This is a genomic window from Streptomyces sp. NBC_00876 (genome assembly GCF_045207435.1).
GTDB lineage: Bacteria > Actinomycetota > Actinomycetes > Streptomycetales > Streptomycetaceae > Streptomyces.
In genome coordinates this window covers 4,282,329-4,300,083 of record NZ_CP108800.1, presented here as the reverse complement: position 1 = coordinate 4,300,083, position 17,755 = coordinate 4,282,329, and the positions used below count along the sequence as shown (strand labels likewise).

The window sequence follows — 17,755 nt, the reverse complement described above, 5'->3', positions numbered from 1 at the left end:
TTTCCTCCGCCGCCGGCCCGGTGCCGACGGCATGCACGACCACAGGAGCCCCGCATGATGCGCCGCCTCGCCCTCACCGCTGTCGTGTCGCTCGCCGCACTGTCCGCCGCCGCACCCCTGGCCACGGCCGCGGCCGGCCCCCTCCCGCTCCCCCTGCCGCTGCCCGTGCTCCAGGGCGAGGACAGCTCCACGCATCTGACCGTGGTCGTGTCGGGGTCGGGGAACCCGGAGGCGGACGGCACCTATGAGCTGGAGTGCGATCCGGCCGGCGGCAGCCACCCGGTCGCGCGGCAGGCCTGCGACCGGCTGGCGCAGCTGCCGGGCGAGAGCGCGGACCCGTTCGCACCGGTGGCGCGGGACGCGATGTGCACACAGCAGTTCGGCGGACCGGCCACCGCCCGGATCACGGGTACCTGGCAGGGGCGAAGCATCGATTCCTCGTTCGACCGGTCCAACGGGTGCGAGATCGGGCGCTGGAACAGCCTGCGCCCGGTGCTCCCGAACGTGCGGTGAGCTGCGGCGGCACCCGTTGCGGGGCGGCCCAGGGGGCACGTAATGGGCCAGAGTCGTACACCGTATGTACAGAACCTTGGTGAGAGCTCCCCCTCATCCGCCGCCCCATGCCCCTCCCCTGCCTTTAGACTCCTCCAGTGACAGCCTGCGGCCCGAGGGGCAAGATGGGGCCCGCTGTCGGCAAGGTGCAGTAATCAGGGAGGAAGCGTCGTCGTGAGCAGCAGGCCATCCCGAGGCGCTGCTCGCCTCGCAGCCATACTCGACGCCCTGCCGGACGGGCTTCTGCTCGTCAACTGCAACGGCACGGTCGTCAACGCCAACACCATCGCCCTCGAAATGTTCGAGACGCCGGGCACCGCGCTCGTCGGCCGAGGACTGCTGGATCTGCTGCCGGAGTTCGACTCCAAGCTGATCCCGGGATCGATGCGAAGGCCGGAGGCTGCGGACGAGCGGGGCCGTACCAAGCCCACGCGGATGACCGCGCGGCGTACCGACGGCAACGAGTACCCCGTCGAGGTGACGAGCGCCAGCCTGGAGGACGGGCAGGCGGCGTACAACGACGTCCAGAACTCCTACAGCGGCAGCTATACGGGTGACGAGCTGCTGATGCTCGTCGTCCGCGACCTGTCGGGCACCGTCGACACCGAGGCCGAGCTGGCCCGCTCGCAGCGCCAGACCGAGATGATCCTGCGCGCCGCGGCCGAGGGCGTCGTCGGCACGGACACCGACGGCCGGGTCGTCCTGGTCAACCCCGCCGCCGCGCAGATCCTGGGCTTCCGCGCCAGCGACCTCGGCGGCCAGGAGCTGCATCCGCTGATCCTGCACTCGCGTGCCGAGGGCGATCCGTTCCCGTACGAGGAATCGCCGCTCGCCGACACCCTCAAGTCGGGGCGCAAGCACCGGGTGCGCGGGCAGGTCCTGTGGTCCAAGAGCGGTGCGCAGGTGCCGGTCGACCTGACCACGGCGCCCGTGCGCGACGGCGACCAGCTCGTCGGCGCGGTCATGACGTTCACCGACCGCCGCCCGTACGAGGAGCTCGACGAGCAGCGCAGGACCGAGGTCGCCGAGCTGACCGCCGGGCACACCGCCGAGGTCACGGAACTGACGCAGCGGCACACCACCGAGGTCACCGGACTGACCGAGCAGCACGCCGCCGAACTGGCGGACCGCACCGAGCGGTACGCCTCCGAGCTGGAGGAGCAGGCCGAGCGGCTGGCGGACCTGTCCGCCCGGCACACCCAGCTGACCGCCGTGCTCGGCGAGTCGCTGCGCGGGCCCCTCCAGGAGCTGCGCGGCGAACTGTCCACGCTCGCCGCCGACCCCGCGGGCCAGCTGTGGCCCGAGGCCAACCAGATCCTGCACCACCTGGCGGCGGGCTACGCGCGTATGACGACGCTCGTCGACAACGTACTGAGCTACCAGCGTCTGGACGGCGGCGCCGAGGCACTCGTCAAGACGAACGTGCTGCTCGACGGTGTGGTGACGGCCGGTATCGATGCCGCGGTCGAGCTGATCGGTCCGGGCCGCGCCCAGTTCGCGGTGCACGCGCCGCCCATCGAGGCCGAGGTCGACGCGGGACGGCTGGTGACCGCGCTCGCCCACCTCGTCGCGGACGTCGCCGGGGTCGATTCGACCGGCAAGGCCCGGCTGGTGCCGGGCGGCGGCTACGTCGACTCGACGGTCGTCGTCGCAGCCGCGCAGCGCGGTGACGTCGTACGGATCGAGGTGCGCGGACCGTTCGCCGGGGGAGACCCGGTGCACGAGCCGATCGTGCGCGGGATCGTGCGGGCGCACGGCGGTGTGCTCCAGACGCACGAGATGCCGGGCATGAGCGGCAGCGCGTACGTACTCGAAGTGCCGCTGGGCGCGGGCTCGGGCACCGTGATGCCGCCGGTGGCTCCCGAGATGGTGGCCCCGGTTCCCCAGATGAACCCTGAGGCCCAGGGGGGACACGGGGAGTCGGGAGCCGTGGCGGCTCCTGAGGGCGGCAGGGGGCGGCGCCGGGCGCGCAGGGCCTCCACGGACGCCTTCCTGGAGAGCCCGGTGGGCGGTTCCGACGGCACCGGGGCGGCCGACGGGGACACCGGCGCGGCGGAGCCGACCGGCCGGCGGCGCGCGCGCAGGGAACCCGCGGCAGTGACCGACCCCAGGTCCGATTTCACTTCCCCTTCCGGCTCCATTTCCCCTTCCGGTTCCCCTTCCGATTCCATTTCCATGGATGCGGCCGCCGTCGCGCACGACGCGGGCCCGCACGGACTCGTTCCGGCCCCGCAGAGCGGGGGCTCCGGGCGCAGGCGCGGCCGGCCCAGCCCGGCGGAGACGGGTGGCGCTCAGGGCGCCGCCGGACAGCAGGCACCGGGGCAGGCCCTCGCGCTGCCTCCCGCCGCCCCCTCGGAGGGGTCGGTGGTGACAGCGGCCGAGGGCGCTCAGGGGGCCGGTGGCCGCCCGCAGCGCGGACAGACCGTGCCGCCGCAGGGCGTTCCGGCCGACGCGCAGATGCCGGTACCGGCCGGCGGGCACCGCGCCGTCGAGAACCGGGCCGGGGAGGGGCGGCTGGCGCTTCCGGCCGTCGCGAACGCCGTGGAGTCCGGGGTTCCCGCGGCCTACTCCGACTTCGACGACGCTCCCCGGATGCGGGGACAGGCCCCGGCCGACGCTCAGGCACCGGCACCGGAGATGCCCGCACCGGCGCAGCAGCCGTCCGGACGGCGGGCCCGGCGCGCCCTGTCGGCCGCCCAGGACCGGGCCGCACAGGCCGAGCAGACGGGTCCGCGTGTTCCTTTCGCGCTGCCGCCCGCCGACGCCGACCGGATGCCGCCGACCGCCGGTGAGGCGGACGCCTCGCTGCCCGGACGCCACGACACCGCGTCCGGTGCGCAGGAGCACGCCCCCGTCCGGTCTCAGGAGCACGCCCCCGTCCGGTCTCAGGAGCACGCCCCCGTCCGGTCTCAGGAGCACGCCCCCGTCCGGTCTCAGGAGCACGCCCCCGTCCCGTCCCAGGGGCACGCCCCCGTCCCGTCGCAGGCGCAGCCGGTACCGACCGGACGGCGCCGTGCCCGGCATTCCGACCCAGCTCAGCAGGACGAGGCCTTCGGGCTGCCGGGGCAGGAGGAGCCCTTCGCACTGCCCGGGCAGGACGAGGCCTTCGGTCTGCCGGGTCAGGACGAGGCCTTCGGTCCGTCCGCGGAGTCCGGCGGCCCGGCCGTTCTCTCCGACCAGCCGTTGCCGCCCGCACAGCCCGGCGGCTGGGGGCAGGACGACGTATCCGGTCAGGGCCCCGCCGCTCCGGCCGGAACGCCCGAGGGTGATCCGGAGCTGCCGGGGGCAGGCCGTACGACGCACACCACCGGTACGACCACGGCCGGGAACGCCCGCGGTGCCGGCCCCGACAGCGCTGCGGGCCCCGCGGACCAGGCCGCCCCCGACTCCAGCCGTCCGCGGGCTCTGTCCCTCGGTCCCGACGCCCGTAGGCAGCCGCTGCCCGCCGAGGCGCCCATGCCCGGGTCGCCGGACTCGACGCAGGGGCGGGCGTTCAGCGTGCGGACGCTCGGGCAGGGCGTGCCGTTCGCCCAGCACCTCGCCCACCAGCAGAACCAGACGCTCGGCGGCGGCAGCGCCGGCCGGCGCCGCAAGCTCGCCGCACCGCCCGGGAGCGACCACGACGAGCGCGAGCGCACCGCCCTGCCGGCACCGACCGCCGCCGCACCGCAGCCGGCCGCACCGCAGTCCGGCCCCGGCGGCACCGTGCAGGGCCAGGGTTCGGGGCAGCTCCTCGCCGCTCCGGCGGCCGAAGGCCGTGCGTACGCCATAGGGGCGCCCGACGAGGGCGCCGAGGGACCGGAGCCGCTGGACGGACCCGGCGGCGCGGTCGAGGTCGCCAACCGCCCGTCGCCGCAGCCCGTCGACGACGAACTGCCGCCCGAGCCGCTGGACAACCCGCGGCGCCTGCTCGTCTGGCCGGCGCCCGACGTCTCCACCCAGCAGGCACTGAGCGACCGCGGCTACCGGCCGGTGATCGTGCACTCGCGCGAGGAGGTCGACGCGCAGATCGCGGCGTTCCCCGCCGCACTCTTCGTGGACCCGCTGACCGGCCCCATCACCCGCAAGGCGCTGCAGTCGCTGCGCCAGGCGGCGGTGGCGGCCGAGGTCCCGGTCCTGGTGACGGCCGGTCTGGGCCAGGCGTCACGGGACGCGGCGTACGGCGCCGACCCCGCCGTACTCCTGAAGGCACTCGCCCCGCGCGACAGCGAACAGCATCCGCCCCGCGTTCTGCTGATCGAGGAGCACGAGGACATCGCACAGGCGCTGACGCAGACGCTGGAGCGCCGGGGCATGCAGGTCGCCTGCGCCGCGACGGACAGCGAGGCCGTGACGCTCGCGACCCGGATGCGGCCGAACCTGGTGGTGATGGACCTGATGCAGGTACGCCGCCGCCGGGCCGGGATCGTCGACTGGCTGCGCGCCAACGGCCGGCTGAACCGCACCCCGCTGGTCGTCTACACCTCCGCCGACATGAACGGGTCGGACCTGCCGATGCTGAGCTCGGGCGAGACCGTGCTCTTCCTCGCGGAGCGCTCGACGAGCGACGAGGTGCAGTCCCGCATCGTCGACCTGCTCGCGAAGATCGGCACGAACTGACCGCTTCGCGGCGGCGGAGCACAACGGCGGCGAGGGCGGTACGGGAGTGATCCGTACCGCCCTCGCCATGTCCACGAGCCGTGGACGGCCCTCGGCTCAGAGCTGGGTGATGTCCAGCTCGCCCTGCGCGTACTGCTTTCGGATGACCTTCTTGTCGAACTTCCCGACGCTCGTCTTCGGTACGGACGGGATCACCGACCAGCGCTCCGGCAGCTGCCACTTGGCGATGCCCGACTCGGCCAGGAACGACTTCAGCGCCTCGTAGTCGGCGGTGGCGCCCTCCTTGAGGACGACGGTCGCCAGCGGGCGCTCGCCCCACTTCTCGTCCGGGACGGCGACGACCGCAGCCTCGGCCACATCCGGGTGCGCCATCAGTACGTTCTCGAGTTCGACGCTGGAGATCCACTCGCCGCCGGACTTGATGACGTCCTTGGCGCGGTCGGTGAGCGTGAGGAACCCGTCGTCGCTGATCACGCCGACATCCCCGGTCTTCAGCCAGCCGTCCTCGCTGAACTTGTCCGCCGGCCGCAGTGCCTCGCCGTCCGCGCCGCCGTAGTAGGCACCGGCGATCCAGGCGCCGCGCACCTCCAGCTCACCGGCCGACTCCCCGTCCCACGGCAGGTGGTCGCCGCCCGGGCCGACCAGCCGCGCCTCGACACCGGCCGGGAAGCGGCCCTGCGTGACCCGGTAGGGCCACTCCTGCTCCGCGGTCAGTCCGGCGGGCGGGTTGGCCATGGTGCCGAGCGGTGAGGTCTCCGTCATGCCCCAGGCGTGGCAGAGGCGGACGCCGAGCCTGTCGTACGCCTCCATGAGGGAAGGCGGACAGGCCGCGCCGCCGATGGTGACGTTGGCCATGGAGGTGAGGTCGCGCGGGTTGGCGGTCACCTCGGCGAGGAGCCCCTGCCAGATGGTGGGGACGGCGGCGGCGTGGGTCGGCCTCTCGCGCTCGATCATGTCGGCGAGCGGGGCGGGCTGCAGAAAGCGGTCCGGCATCAGCATGTTGACGCCGGACATGAACGTGGCGTGCGGCAGACCCCAGGCGTTGACGTGGAACTGCGGGACGACCACCAGGGTGGTGTCCTTGTCGGTCAGGCCCATCGACTCGGACATGTTGACCTGCATGGAGTGCAGGTAGATCGAACGGTGGGAGTAGACGACGCCCTTGGGGTCCCCGGTGGTGCCGGAGGTGTAGCACATGGCGGCGGCCTGGCGTTCGTCCAGCTCCGGCCAGTCGTAGCTGGTGGGCCGGCCCGCGATCAGCTCCTCGTAGTCGTGCACCCGCACCGCCGCGCCGTCCAGGACGGAACGGTCACCGGGACCCGCGACGACCACGTGCTCGACCGACGTCAGCTGGGGGAGCAGCGGCGCCAGGAGCGGCAGCACGGAGCCGTTGACGATGATGACCTTGTCGTCGGCGTGGTTGACGACCCAGACCAGCTGCTCGGCGGGGAGGCGGAGGTTGAGGGTGTGGAGCACGGCGCCCATCGACGGGATGGCGAGGTACGCCTCCACGTGCTCGGCGTTGTTCCACATCAGGGTGGCGATCCGCTGGTCCCCGTCGACACCGAGCTCGTCACGCAGGGCGTGGGCGAGCTGAGTGGCCCGCCGGCCGATCTCGGCGAAGCTGCGCCGGTGCGGCTCGGGCTCTCCGGTCCAGGTCGTGACCTGCGACTTCCCGTGGATGGTCATCCCATGGGTCAGGATGCGGGTGACAGTCAGCGGTACGTCCTGCATGGTGCTGAGCACGGCGTCCTCCCGGTGGGCGCTACGCGGCAGTAAGGTTCCGCTGATTCTGCGCACATACCACTCGGTATGTCACTACTTCCGGGAGTACGAATCGGTGTCGTCCGGAAAAAATCACCCCGCCCTGCCGGGGTCCCCGAGTGTCCGAGCGTCCTCGGGTCCCCGGCCCGGGACCGGCTCAGCGGACCGGTGTCAGCTCCGGGTCCTGCCGCAGTTTGGCGAGTGCCCGGGACACCGCGCTCTTGACCGTGCCGACGGACACCCCGAGCACCTCGGCGGTCTGGGCCTCGCTGAGATCCTCGTAGTAGCGCAGGACGACCATGGCCCGCTGGCGGTCCGGGAGCTTCAGCACCGCGCGCCACATCGCGTCGTGCAGCGACTGCTTCTCGGCGGGGTCGGGCCCCGGGACCACCTCCTGCTCGGGCAGCTCCTCGCAGGCGAACTCGTCGACCTTGCGCTTGCGCCACTGCGAGGTCCGGGTGTTGAGCAGGGCCCGGCGTACGTACCCGTCCAGGGCCCGGTGGTCCTCGATCCGCTCCCAGGCGACGTACGTCTTGGTGAGCGCGGTCTGCAGCAGGTCCTCGGCGTCGCTGGGGTTCGCGGTGAGCGAGCGGGCGGTACGCAGCAGTACCGGCCCGCGGGCCTTCACGAACGACGTGAACGACGGGTACGGGACGTACGGCGCACGCGCGCCGTAGGACGTCCGCGCGGTGGCCGGGGTACGCGGCGCCGCATACGGGGCGAGCGAGGCGCGCGGTGCGCGCGGGCCCGGCGATGCGTGCGGCGCGTGCGCGGTGTGCTGCGCGTGTCCGGCGGTGGCAGCGGCTCCCCTGGAGGTGCCCGTGCAGACTGGCGTGGTCATGCCTCCACGCTAGGAGCGGGCACTGCGCCGGGGATCGCCCCCAGGTCCCGAAACCACGTCCGCCTCAGGGTGTAGGACCGGCGCCGCATCCACCTCCTGTAGGTGGAGGGGCCGCCCTCCGGGACTCAGGGTCGCCCCTCGGGGACACACCACCGGCGCAGAGCCATTCACTCCGGCCGTCCCCCGGAACCGGGCCGCCAGTTCACCCCGGTCGTCCCCGGAACCGGCCGCCCGTTCACTCCGGTCGTTCACACGGGACCCGCCAGCCCACTCACTCCGCCCGGCCCAGCACGAGGCCGGAGGTGGGTACGCCCGTACCGGCCGTGACCAGGGTGGTGGCCGCCCCGGGCAGCTGGTTCACCGACGTTCCGCGGATCTGCCGGACCGCCTCCGCGATGCCGTTCATCCCGTGCAGATACGCCTCACCCAGCTGACCGCCATGGGTGTTCAGGGGCAGTGCGTCGGCCGCCACGAAATCCGCCGCCTCGCCCGGTCCGCAGAAGCCGAACTCCTCCAGCTGCATCAACACGAACGGGGTGAAGTGGTCGTACAGGATCGCCACGTCGATGTCGGCGGGGGCCAGGCCGGAGTTCCGCCAGAGCTGGCGGGCGACGACCCCCATCTCCGGCAGCCCGGTCAGATCGTCGCGGTAGAAGCTGGTCATCTGCTCCTGCGCCCGACCGGCGCCCTGGGCCGCCGCGACGATCACCGCGGGCGGCTGCCGCAGGTCCCGGGCCCGTTCCGCGCTGGTGACGACGATCGCCTGGCCGCCGTCGGTCTCCTGGCAGCAGTCGAGCAGCCGCAGGGGTTCGACGATCCAGCGGGAGGCGGCGTGCTCGGCGAGGGTGATCGGCTTCCCGTAGAAGTACGCGGCCGGGTTACGGGCGGCGTGGCGCCGGTCGGTGACGGCGACATGGCCGAAGGCCTCCGGCGTCAGCCCGTACGTGTGCAGATACCGCTGGGCCGCCATGGCCACCCAGGAGGCGGGCGTGAGCAGTCCGAAGGGCAGATTCCAGCCGAGTGCCGCGCCCTCCGCCGTGGGCTCCCGCTGCTGCACACCGGAGCCGAAGCGGCGCCCCGACCGCTCGTTGAACGCGCGGTAGCAGACAACGACGTCGGCCACCCCCGAGGCCACGGCGAGGGCCGCCTGCTGGACCGTCGCACAGGCCGCGCCGCCGCCGTAGTGGATGCGCGAGAAGAACGACAGCTCGCCGATACCGGCCGCCTGGGCGACGGTGATCTCGGGGCTGGTGTCCATGGTGAAGGTGACCAGGCCATCGACATCGGCGGGGGCGAGCCCCGCGTCGTCGAGCGCGGCGTGCACCGCCTCGACGGCCAGTTTGAGTTCGCTGCGACCGGAGTCCTTGGAGAACTCCGTCGCCCCGATTCCGGCCACCGCCGCCTTGCCGCCGAGCGAATCGGCCCTGCGCACGCTCATGCGGATCCCTCCGGAACGCTGATGGTCACCGTGCCGGTGACGTGCCGGCCGAGCCCGTTGACGCCGACGACCGACACCTCGGCCGTGCCGTCCTCACCCACCGCGGTGACCGTGGCGCTCAACACCATGGTGTCGCCCGGATAGTTGGGCACCCCGAGCCTGATGGCGACCCGCCGGAGCACCGCCGAGGGCCCGAAGTGATCGGTGACGTAACGTCCGACGAGGCCGTTGGTCGTCAGGATGTTCATGAAGATGTCCGGGGAGCCCTTCTCCCGGGCCGACTCCGCGTCGTGGTGCACGTCCTGGTAGTCGCGGGAGGCGACGGCGCCCGCCACGATCAGGGTGCGGGTCACCGCTATCTTCAGCGGCGCCAGTTCCTCTCCGGCCTTCGCCTTCACTGCGGTCCCTCCGTCGTCAGCAGTACCCCGAGTTCCTGAAGCACTTCGCTGCCGCACCCGAGTTGTGCGTCGAGCTGACGTCCCCAGAGGAAGTGCCGGTGCACGGGGTGGTCGAGGTCGGCGCCCGTGCCCCCGTGCAGGTGCTGGCCCGCGTGCACGACCCGCCGGCCGGCCTCGGACGCCCACCACGCGGCGGTCAGCGCCTGCGCCCGGTACGGCAGCCCCTCGTCGTGCCGCCACGCCGCCTCGTACGCGGTGACGCGTATCGCCTCGGTGTCCATGTGCGCATCGGCGGCCCGCAGCAGGACCGCCTGGTTGGTCGAGAGCGGGCGCCCGAACTGCTCGCGTGTACCGGTGTGTTCGACCGCGCGGGCCAGCGAACCGGCGCACACGCCCGCCTGCAATCCGGCGAACGCCGTCCGGGCGGCGGCCAGCATCTCCTCGTACACCTCCTCGGACGTCTCCTCGCGCACCTCCTCGGACGCCTCCCCTGACACCTGCGCCCCGCCGAGCCGCTCCGCGGACGCCCCGCTCAGCACGAGCCGTCCGGCCGACCACGGAGCCGTCGTCTCCACGGGCTCGGTCAGCACACCGGGATCCCCGGTCCGTACGATCCACAGCGTCCGGTCCGCGGCCGCGACCAGGACATGGGTGGCGTCCCGCAGCCACGGCACCAGCGGAACGCTGCCGCTCAGCCGGCCGCCCGCCTCCGCGTGCACGGTGGCGCGGGCCCACAACGCCCCCGTCGCCACCGCCGTACCGTCCCGCAGCGCCGGCAGCAGACGCTCGCGCTGCTCGTCCGTGCCGTACCCGGCAACGGCCAGGAGCCCGTACACACAGCTCGCCGCGAAGGGCACCTGCGCGGTCGCGCGGCCCTGTTCCTCCAGCAGGAGCACCAGTCCGAGGAGTCCGGTCTCCTCGACGGCTCCGATCAGTCCGGCCGCGCAGAGCTCCTTCCAGAGCTCGGCGTCCGTACCGCTCCCGGCCGCGACCAGCCGGTCGTGCGTCGACAGGTCCCCGAAGATCCGGGCGGCGAGCCCCTGCGCCGCGGCCTGTTCCTCACTCGGCGTGAAATCCATGTCAGCCCTCACTCCCCCGGAAGACCGGCAGCACCGATTCAGGGTCCGTACGCAGGAACTCCAGCCGCACCGGCATGCCCACCCGCACCTTGTCGTACGGCACGCCGATCACGTTGCTGACCATCCGGACCCCCTCCGCGAGCTCGATCAGCGCCACCGCGTAGGGCCCGCCCTCGCCGTTCTCGCCGAATGCGGGGAACGGCGGATGATGCATGACGACGTAACTGAAGACGGTGCCCTCGCCCGACGCCTCGACGGTGTCCCACTCGGCCGATCCGCAGGCGTTGCAGCCGGGCAGCCAGGGGAAACGCAGTGCGGCGCACGCCCCGCAGCGCTGGATCAGCAGACGGTGCGCGGCGACGCCCTCCCAGAATCCGGCGTTGTCCCGGTTGATCACGGGCCGGGGGCGCGGCTTGCGATCGGTGCTCCGGGCCGCCACGACGCCCCCTTCGGCGGGGTCCGCCTTCGCGGCCTTCGCAGCCTTCGCGTCATCCGCGCCCTTCGCTGCCCTCGCTGCCTTCGCTGCCTTCGCCGGGCGGTACTTGAGGATCCGGAAGCGGTGGGTGCCGGCCGGCTCGTCCTGCGCGCGGACGTCCATGCGCGTGGTGACGAAGTAGCCCGTACCGAGCTTCGTCGTCTTGCGCTCGGAGACCGCCTCGATCACCGCGTCGAAGGTGATCCGGTCACCGGGCCGCAGGGGGCGCAGATACTCCTGCTCGCAGTCGGTCGCGACGACGGAGGTGTATCCGGCCCCGTCGAGCAGCCCGAACAGCTCGTCGTAGGCGCCGCTCCGGTCCGTGTGCCCCGACAGACCACCCATCGTCCAGGCCTGGAGCATCGTCGGCGGGGCGATGGCTCCGGGCCCGGTGTACGCCGGGTTCGTGTCCCCCATCGCCTCGCACCAGTGCCTGATCATCGGCTCGTTGACCTGGTCCTTGCCGACGCCCGCGGTGGCGGCCGCCCGGCCCTCGTACGCCCTGAGCCGCTCGTACAGCTTGTCGCGAACACCCTGCCCGTCGCTCACCGCTTCCCCCTCTTCATGCCGAGCCGCATCGTCGCGACGATCTCCCGCTGCACCTCGCTGACCCCGCCCCCGAAGGTGTTGATCTGGGCCGCCCTGTTCATCCGCTCCAGCTCCCCGTCCCCGAAGGCGCCGGACGAACCGCCGCGGATCAGTCCGGCGTCGCCCGTGATCTCCTGGCACATCCGGTACACCTCCACGGCGCTCTCGGTGCCCGCGAACTTCACGCCGCTCGCATCGCCGGGGGCCAGCGCCCCCGCGCCCACGTCCCCCACCAGGCGCCAGTTGAGCAGCCGGGTCGCCGCGAGCCGGGCGTACGCCTCGGCCAGCCGGGAGCGGACCCACGGCTCATCGGCCGGGCGCCGGCCGGTCACCGGATCGGGGGTACGGGCGAAGGTGAGCGCCGCGTCGTAGAAGTCCTCGGCCTGCATGCCGATCGCGGCGAGCGCCACCCGCTCGTGGTTCAGCTGGTTGGTGATGAGGCCCCAGCCGCCGTTCTCCGCCCCGACCAGTGCGGTGGCGGGCACCCGCACGTCGTCGTAGTACGTGGCGGTCGTGGTCAGCCCGCCCACGGTGTCGATCGGCGTCCAGGAGAAACCGGGCGCGTCCGTCGGCACGAGAAGGATGGAAATGCCCCGGTGCTTGGGCGCCTGTGGATCGGTACGGCAGGCGAGCCAGATCCAGTCCGCGTTCTGCGCGTTGCTGGTGAAGATCTTCTGCCCGTCGATGGCCCAGGAGTCGCCCTCGCGTACGGCCCTGGTGCGCAGCGCGGCGAGGTCCGTGCCCGCTTCCGGTTCGCTGTAGCCGATGGCGAAGACGATCTCGCCTGCCAGGATCCGGGGGAGGAAGTACTCCTTCTGCTCGTCGGTCCCGTACTTCATCAGGGTGGGGCCGACCGTGTTGAGGGTGACCATGGAGACGGGGGCGCCCGCCCGGTAGGCCTCGTCGAAGAACACGAACTGTTCGTCCGCGCCGCGGCCCTGTCCTCCGTACTCGACGGGCCAGCCGAGACCGAGCATCCCGTCGGCGCCGATCCGGCGCAGCAGCCGCCGCTGTTCGGCCAGGTCGTGGACGGTGCGGCCGGCGGGTTCGCCGGTCCCGGGCATGACATCGCGGAAATAGGCGCGGAGTTCGGCGCGCAGCTGCTGCTGGCGCTCGGTAGGGGCCAGGTGCACGTCGACTGCCTCCCGGGAGCGGGCATGTGGATGTCGAGGGGATCAGGGTTTCTGACTGTCCGTCAGATTCCGTTCGACTGTCAAGGCACACGACAGCCCCGGCACGATTCCCACCCACCACAGCTCCCCCGCCCCACACCCCCTCTTTTCCTCTCCCCCTCCCCCGAATGCCGAACGGCCTGCGTGGCGCCACCGAGGTGGCGCCACGCAGGCCGTCATCACCCCACCGCGGCCCGACCCCCCGACCGGACCGCGGCAGGCGCCGGATCACCAGAGATTGGTGAAGTTCACCGCGAGGTTGTGGTTGGACTGGTCGAGCGCGGTGAATCCGGAGCCGTTCACCTGGGCGGAGTTGCTCTGGTTCGACGCTCCGGAGCCGGTGGCCTGCTGCTGCGAGGTGGACGAATTTCCGAAGTTGTCACCGCCGACCCCACTGCCGCTGATCGTGGCCACACCCGCGTTCGACCCGTTGCTCGCGAACGAGCCGTTGTCGGCCTGGGCCACGCCACTGAAGAGCACGGCGGCAAGAGGCAGAGCGGCAACAACGGCGAGGACACGAGCGGTACGGATGCTTGCCATGTCTGTTCCTCCAGGAACCGAAAGTAAGGGTCATTCCGGGCCGGTTGGCCGACCGCCCGGGTGATGGTCACGACGTCGCGAGATCAAAGCTGCCCACCACCACCTCGGCGAACCACCCACACATTCCGATTCCCCCGCAAGCATGAGGAAGAGCGGCTAAACCCCCGGACAGCACAAAGACCCAGGTCGATCGGGGTGGACGACCACAGCCCCGGCCCCACGGGAGAAGAAGCGTTCCGCCACAGCGCCGCACACCCGACTGACCACACCGTGCACCCCTTCCTTTATTCGAACATTCGTACGAACATAGAACCATGGCCACCACCGACCGGCGAACCGCCACCCTGGCCCTGGCCCATGCGCTCTCCGCCGCCGAGCACGGGCTCCCCGTCATCCCGTTGTCCGCCACCAAACTCCCCGCCCTGCGCTCCCCGCACCACGACGAGGACCGTCCGGCCGTCTGCCGGGGCGCCTGCGGACGGCCCGGACACGGTGTCCACGACGCCACGACCGACCCCGCCGCCGTCCGCGCCCTGTTCGCCGCCGCCCCCTGGGCCACCGGCTACGGGATCGCCTGCGGCCGGGCGCCGCACCACCTCATCGGCGTCGACCTCGACATCGACTCCACCGGCCGGAACGACTCCGTGGCAGCCCTGCAACAGCTGGCCCTGCACCACCTGTTCACCATCCCGCCGACCGTCACGGTGCTCACCCCGAGCGGCGGCCGGCACATCTGGCTGTCGGGCCCGCCCGGCGTGGCCGTGCCCAACTCGGCCGGCCGCCTCGCACCCGGCATCGACATCCGCGGCACGGGCGGCTACCTGGTCGGCCCGGGCTCGGTCACCGCCCACGGCAGCTACCGCCTCGTGCCCGGCACCGGCAGCCTCCCCCCGGCCCCCTGCCCACGCGCACTCCTCGACCTGCTGACGCCCCCGCCCCGGCCCCGCCGGCACAACGGCCATCCCGACCAGGGCCAGGGCCTCATCCGCTTCGTACTCGCCGCGGATGCGGGGCAGCGCAACACCCGGCTCTTCTGGGCAGCCTGCCGCGCTTACGAACACGGCCTCGGCGACACCCTGGCCGACGCCCTCACCCGCGCCGCCGTCAGCACCGGCCTCCCCGAACACGAGGCCCGCGCCACGATCGCCTCGGCCGCCCGCCTCACCACCACCCGCTGCGAGCCTCCCGCAGGCCGGCAGGGGCCTTCGGCCTAGCCCTGAACGGGCAGCTCCGGATGCGTGAACACAAACACCATGTAGGCGAGCGCGGCCACGGTCCCCAGGGAAGAGAGCACCAGGGCGATCAGCGGCTGCGTACGGCTCCCGCCGCCACGCGAGGCGGCGCGGTACTCAATCACCCCCCGGACCAGACCCGTCACCCCCAGCGGCAGGGCCAGCACCCAGACGAGCATCCAGAACGGACAGCAGAACCAGAACGCGACGGAGGCCCCACCGAACGCAACAGCGGGAACCACCCGCTTCGGTATGCCACCACTCGATTGATCAGCAGAAATCACGAGGCGATCAAACCAGCCGACCACCCTCCGCCGGCCGCGGGCCCACAGTCACCCGCGTTCCGGAACGGCTCAGAGACGACTCTGAAGGAGCCCTGACCCACGTAGCCCAGGCATCAAGAGCGGCCGTACAGTCGTGGGCTGACGAAGGGCTGCGGCCGCCCCTTCTCCCCTTCGGGCCGGGAGTGTCATGACCGATCGAGACTGGTACGACGACAGCGACTACAGGAACGCGGTCGAGCAGGCCGAGCGCATGACCCGGGTCGGATGGACGGCAATCGGAGCTGTGTCGGGACTGCCGGCCATCGCCTTGGCCGGTGTCGTCGTTGTCGGTCTGGCCGTCGTGGCCGCCATGGCATACGTCGTTGTTTCCATGCCCTGATACCTCGCCGGATTCACCACGGACGCCCGGCAGGATCCGTTGCGCGGATCGCCTCGACGTACAGGACACACCCGATCAGCAACCGCGGCCGGTGACCGATCGAGAGGGCGGCAGCGATGCAATGGAAGATCCACGGGGAACGTCCGATCTACGAGAACCCATGGGTGAACCTGTGGCTCACCGATATCGAGACGCCGGACGGCGACCGCTGGGAACATCACGTCGTCAAGCTCCGGCACCTGGCAGTGGCCGCTGTCATCAACGACCGTCAAGAGGTCCTGATGATGTGGCGCCACCGCTTCATCACGGATGTATGGGCCTGGGAACTGCCCATGGGCCTGGTGGAGGCGGACGAGACGCCTGGAGAGGCTGCCGCCCGTGAAGTCCTCGAAGAGACCGGCTGGCGGCCGGGGCCGATGAGCCAACTGATCTACGCCGAACCGGCGAACGGCATCACGGACTCCCAACATCACCTGTTCCGCGCCAACGACGCCACGTACGAAGGGCCACCGACCGAGAAGAACGAGTCGGACCGGATCGAGTGGATCCCCCTGGCGAACATCCGGGGCATGATCGACCGCCGTGAGATCGTCAGCAGCGGCTCGCTCGTGGGCCTGCTCTACGTCCTGCTGGATGCAGGGGTCAGCTGACCGGGCAGGGGAAGCATCGGTCGTGGACACCCCTCGAAGACAACCGCGGCCGACGACCGGCACCCGGCGGTACGGCGCCACCTGATCGTTGAACTCGCGGAGGACGAGAGCGGCCCCCGACCGATTCTCCTGGTCAGGGGCCGTTCATCTGCGGTGGGTGTGGGATTTGAACCCACGGTGACATCGCTGCCACGACGGTTTTCAAGAGAGTGCTGCACGAGGCGTCCCAATGGCCCCTGAGCTGGCACTATTCCTGTTCTCGCGGGTCTTCCGGCCGGTCGTGGTCCACGCCTGGTCCACTGGCTCAGCTCGGGGTCTCGGCGCCGCACGGACCGGTCTGGAGAGGTTATCGGCATACGCAGGGAACGACCATGCCCCGCCGTTGTTGGACGGACGACGGGGCACACGGGTGGGTCGGCAATGGCTAGCTCTCTTCGAGCTGCCGCTGCTGGACGGCTGCGACGAACGAGGAGAAGGCGGACGGCGTGAACAAGAGCGCGGGGCCGTGCAGAGCTTTGCTGTCGCGGACCGGGACGGTTCCGTGGACGCCACGAGCGATCTCTACGCAGTTGCCCCCGCCGTTGCTGTAGGAGGACTTGAACCAGCTCGCGCCCTTCAGGTCCGATGCCGTCACCGTGGCAGGGTGAATGTTCATTCGTTGATCTCTCTCGCTAGTTGGTGCAGGAACTTCTGAGTTTCGCCCGGTGGCTTGGCGTTGGCCGCCATGGCGTCGAACATGCGGGAGAACCTGCCGACCTCGCGCGGCTTGTCCGTGACGGCAACGGTGAACCATGCGGTGTCGGTCTGGACGGTGGTCGGCAGCCCATCACCAAGGATCATGATGTTGACGTCATGGAACGCGACGTACCCGCCCCCGGTCTGGGGGAGAACTTGCAGAGTCACGTTCTCCAGGCCCGCCAGTTCGGCAAGCATCGCGTACTGCTCGCGCATGACCTCCACGCCGCCTATGGCGTAGCGCAGGGCCGGCTCGTACAGGACTGCCCACAGCTTGAGCGGCTCGTCATCGCGGGTCAGGGCCTCCTTCCTCTTCATGCGAAGCTGTACGCTCTTCTCGACGAACTCCGTGGTCGTTTCATCGATGGGCTTGTGCACTTCGTGCACTGCTTGCGCGTACGCCTGGCTCTGAAGCAATCCCGGAACGATGGTCGGGTGGAAGACCCGGATTTCACGGGCCGCAGATTCGACGCCGAGGAAGCGCGGCATCCCTGACAGCATCGTGGTGCCGGTTCCGGTCCACCATTCCCGGCTCGACGCCTCCCTCTGGAGAGCCACCATCCGGTCCACCTGCTCGTCATCGGTGACGCCGTAGCGCTCCAAGAGCTCTCGCAGATGCCCGGCCTGCCGGAACGACTTCCATCCGGTCTCGACACGTTGCAGCGTGCTCTCGTCGAAGTGCAATCCCTTTACCGCCTCCGCGATGGTCAGGTCTGCCTCCTTCCGTAGCTGTCGCAGTTCGTGTCCGAGCCCGATGCGCCTGGCGGTTGGCTGCGGTCTTGCGGCCATGTGCCCTCCATCCTGGCGCAGGTGCGCGCCAACATCTTCTTGTGTTCAGCCTGGCACCCGATGTGCACGCGGAGGAAGCCATGCGTATGGCCCTGCATGTGCCAGTTCTTCCGCTGAGGCTGATTCTCAGCAGATTCTATTGCGCCCAACTACGCCCAGAGGCAACGGTTGTAGCGACCGAAGGAAACTTCCGTCCGGCAGGCAGAGGCATCCGGGCATGACGCTCCGGCTTGCCGAACT

The 17,755-nt window shown here is 71.3% G+C and carries 16 protein-coding genes; 5 read left to right on the top strand and 11 right to left on the bottom strand.

Annotated elements, in window-relative coordinates; translation table 11 throughout:
• Positions 1-54: 54 nt before the first annotated feature.
• Complete coding sequence (locus OG782_RS18890; protein WP_406452466.1) at positions 55-513, top strand: SSI family serine proteinase inhibitor; 459 nt, start codon at positions 55-57, stop codon at positions 511-513.
• A gap of 213 nt (positions 514-726) precedes the next feature.
• Positions 727-5,151: a PAS domain-containing protein gene (locus OG782_RS18885; RefSeq protein WP_406452464.1), complete on the top strand. Its 4,425-nt coding sequence runs from the start codon at positions 727-729 to the stop codon at positions 5,149-5,151.
• A gap of 96 nt (positions 5,152-5,247) precedes the next feature.
• Here the strand turns inward: OG782_RS18885 and OG782_RS18880 are convergent, their stop codons facing one another.
• From OG782_RS18880 to OG782_RS18845, 8 genes are all read right to left on the bottom strand, one after another.
• Positions 5,248-6,897: a long-chain fatty acid--CoA ligase gene (locus OG782_RS18880; RefSeq protein ID WP_406452462.1), complete on the bottom strand. Its 1,650-nt coding sequence runs from the start codon at positions 6,895-6,897 to the stop codon at positions 5,248-5,250.
• Positions 6,898-7,072: 175 nt separating this feature from the next.
• A complete protein-coding gene (locus OG782_RS18875) occupies positions 7,073-7,756 on the bottom strand; it encodes a SigE family RNA polymerase sigma factor (protein WP_406452461.1) in 684 nt (227 codons plus the stop codon).
• Between the two features lie 271 nt (positions 7,757-8,027).
• Positions 8,028-9,194, bottom strand: coding sequence for a lipid-transfer protein (locus OG782_RS18870; protein ID WP_406452459.1), 1,167 nt, complete (start codon positions 9,192-9,194; stop codon positions 8,028-8,030).
• On the bottom strand, positions 9,191-9,592 hold the full coding sequence (locus OG782_RS18865) for a MaoC family dehydratase (RefSeq protein WP_406452457.1): 402 nt from the start codon (positions 9,590-9,592) through the stop codon (positions 9,191-9,193). Before OG782_RS18865 ends, OG782_RS18870 begins: the two co-directional genes overlap by 4 nt.
• Positions 9,589-10,671: an acyl-CoA dehydrogenase family protein gene (locus OG782_RS18860; RefSeq protein ID WP_406452455.1), complete on the bottom strand. Its 1,083-nt coding sequence runs from the start codon at positions 10,669-10,671 to the stop codon at positions 9,589-9,591. The genes OG782_RS18865 and OG782_RS18860 overlap by 4 nt, the downstream gene beginning before the upstream one ends.
• 1 nt (position 10,672) lies before the next feature.
• Entirely contained in the window at positions 10,673-11,695 is a 1,023-nt protein-coding gene (locus OG782_RS18855; RefSeq protein ID WP_406452453.1) for a bifunctional MaoC family dehydratase N-terminal/OB-fold nucleic acid binding domain-containing protein, read from the bottom strand.
• Positions 11,692-12,867, bottom strand: a complete 1,176-nt coding sequence (locus OG782_RS18850) for an acyl-CoA dehydrogenase family protein (protein ID WP_406452451.1) — start codon at positions 12,865-12,867, stop codon at positions 11,692-11,694. Before OG782_RS18850 ends, OG782_RS18855 begins: the two co-directional genes overlap by 4 nt.
• Before the next feature lie 267 nt (positions 12,868-13,134).
• Complete coding sequence (locus OG782_RS18845; RefSeq protein WP_406452449.1) at positions 13,135-13,446, bottom strand: hypothetical protein; 312 nt, start codon at positions 13,444-13,446, stop codon at positions 13,135-13,137.
• A gap of 314 nt (positions 13,447-13,760) precedes the next feature.
• Between OG782_RS18845 and OG782_RS18840 the strand changes: the two genes are divergently transcribed.
• Positions 13,761-14,660: a bifunctional DNA primase/polymerase gene (locus OG782_RS18840; RefSeq protein ID WP_406452447.1), complete on the top strand. Its 900-nt coding sequence runs from the start codon at positions 13,761-13,763 to the stop codon at positions 14,658-14,660.
• Here the strand turns inward: OG782_RS18840 and OG782_RS18835 are convergent.
• Positions 14,657-14,962, bottom strand: a complete 306-nt coding sequence (locus tag OG782_RS18835; RefSeq protein ID WP_406452445.1) for a hypothetical protein — start codon at positions 14,960-14,962, stop codon at positions 14,657-14,659. The genes OG782_RS18840 and OG782_RS18835 overlap by 4 nt on opposite strands.
• A gap of 187 nt (positions 14,963-15,149) precedes the next feature.
• Here OG782_RS18835 and OG782_RS18830 point away from each other — a divergent pair, with 187 nt between their 5' ends.
• Together OG782_RS18830 and OG782_RS18825 are read left to right on the top strand one after the other, a co-directional pair.
• Positions 15,150-15,341 carry a hypothetical protein gene (locus OG782_RS18830; RefSeq protein ID WP_406452443.1) on the top strand — a complete coding sequence of 64 codons (192 nt, stop codon included), beginning with the start codon at positions 15,150-15,152 and terminating at the stop codon, positions 15,339-15,341.
• Between the two features lie 116 nt (positions 15,342-15,457).
• Positions 15,458-15,991 carry an NUDIX hydrolase gene (locus OG782_RS18825; protein WP_406452441.1) on the top strand — a complete coding sequence of 178 codons (534 nt, stop codon included), beginning with the start codon at positions 15,458-15,460 and terminating at the stop codon, positions 15,989-15,991.
• Between the two features lie 424 nt (positions 15,992-16,415).
• On the opposite strand, the gene OG782_RS18820 is transcribed toward OG782_RS18825, so the two are convergent.
• Together OG782_RS18820 and OG782_RS18815 are read right to left on the bottom strand one after the other, a co-directional pair.
• Entirely contained in the window at positions 16,416-16,646 is a 231-nt protein-coding gene (locus OG782_RS18820; protein ID WP_406452439.1) for a DUF397 domain-containing protein, read from the bottom strand.
• Positions 16,643-17,515 (bottom strand): helix-turn-helix domain-containing protein, encoded by an 873-nt coding sequence (locus tag OG782_RS18815; protein ID WP_406452437.1) that lies wholly within the window; start codon positions 17,513-17,515, stop codon positions 16,643-16,645. Before OG782_RS18815 ends, OG782_RS18820 begins: the two co-directional genes overlap by 4 nt.
• Positions 17,516-17,755 lie beyond the last annotated feature (240 nt).

Bases quoted from the DNA above. Each gene is read 5' to 3' on its own strand.
- OG782_RS18860 (WP_406452455.1), bottom strand. From the start codon at position 10,671: ATGGATTTCACGCCGAGTGAGGAACAGGCCGCGGCGCAGGGGCTCGCC.
- OG782_RS18875 (WP_406452461.1), bottom strand. From the start codon at position 7,756: ATGACCACGCCAGTCTGCACGGGCACCTCCAGGGGAGCCGCTGCCACC.
- OG782_RS18830 (WP_406452443.1), top strand. From the start codon at position 15,150: ATGACCGATCGAGACTGGTACGACGACAGCGACTACAGGAACGCGGTC.
- OG782_RS18840 (WP_406452447.1), top strand. From the start codon at position 13,761: ATGGCCACCACCGACCGGCGAACCGCCACCCTGGCCCTGGCCCATGCG.
- OG782_RS18825 (WP_406452441.1), top strand. From the start codon at position 15,458: ATGCAATGGAAGATCCACGGGGAACGTCCGATCTACGAGAACCCATGG.
- OG782_RS18870 (WP_406452459.1), bottom strand. From the start codon at position 9,194: ATGAGCGTGCGCAGGGCCGATTCGCTCGGCGGCAAGGCGGCGGTGGCC.
- OG782_RS18815 (WP_406452437.1), bottom strand. From the start codon at position 17,515: ATGGCCGCAAGACCGCAGCCAACCGCCAGGCGCATCGGGCTCGGACAC.
- OG782_RS18820 (WP_406452439.1), bottom strand. From the start codon at position 16,646: ATGAACATTCACCCTGCCACGGTGACGGCATCGGACCTGAAGGGCGCG.
- OG782_RS18890 (WP_406452466.1), top strand. From the start codon at position 55: ATGATGCGCCGCCTCGCCCTCACCGCTGTCGTGTCGCTCGCCGCACTG.
- OG782_RS18845 (WP_406452449.1), bottom strand. From the start codon at position 13,446: ATGGCAAGCATCCGTACCGCTCGTGTCCTCGCCGTTGTTGCCGCTCTG.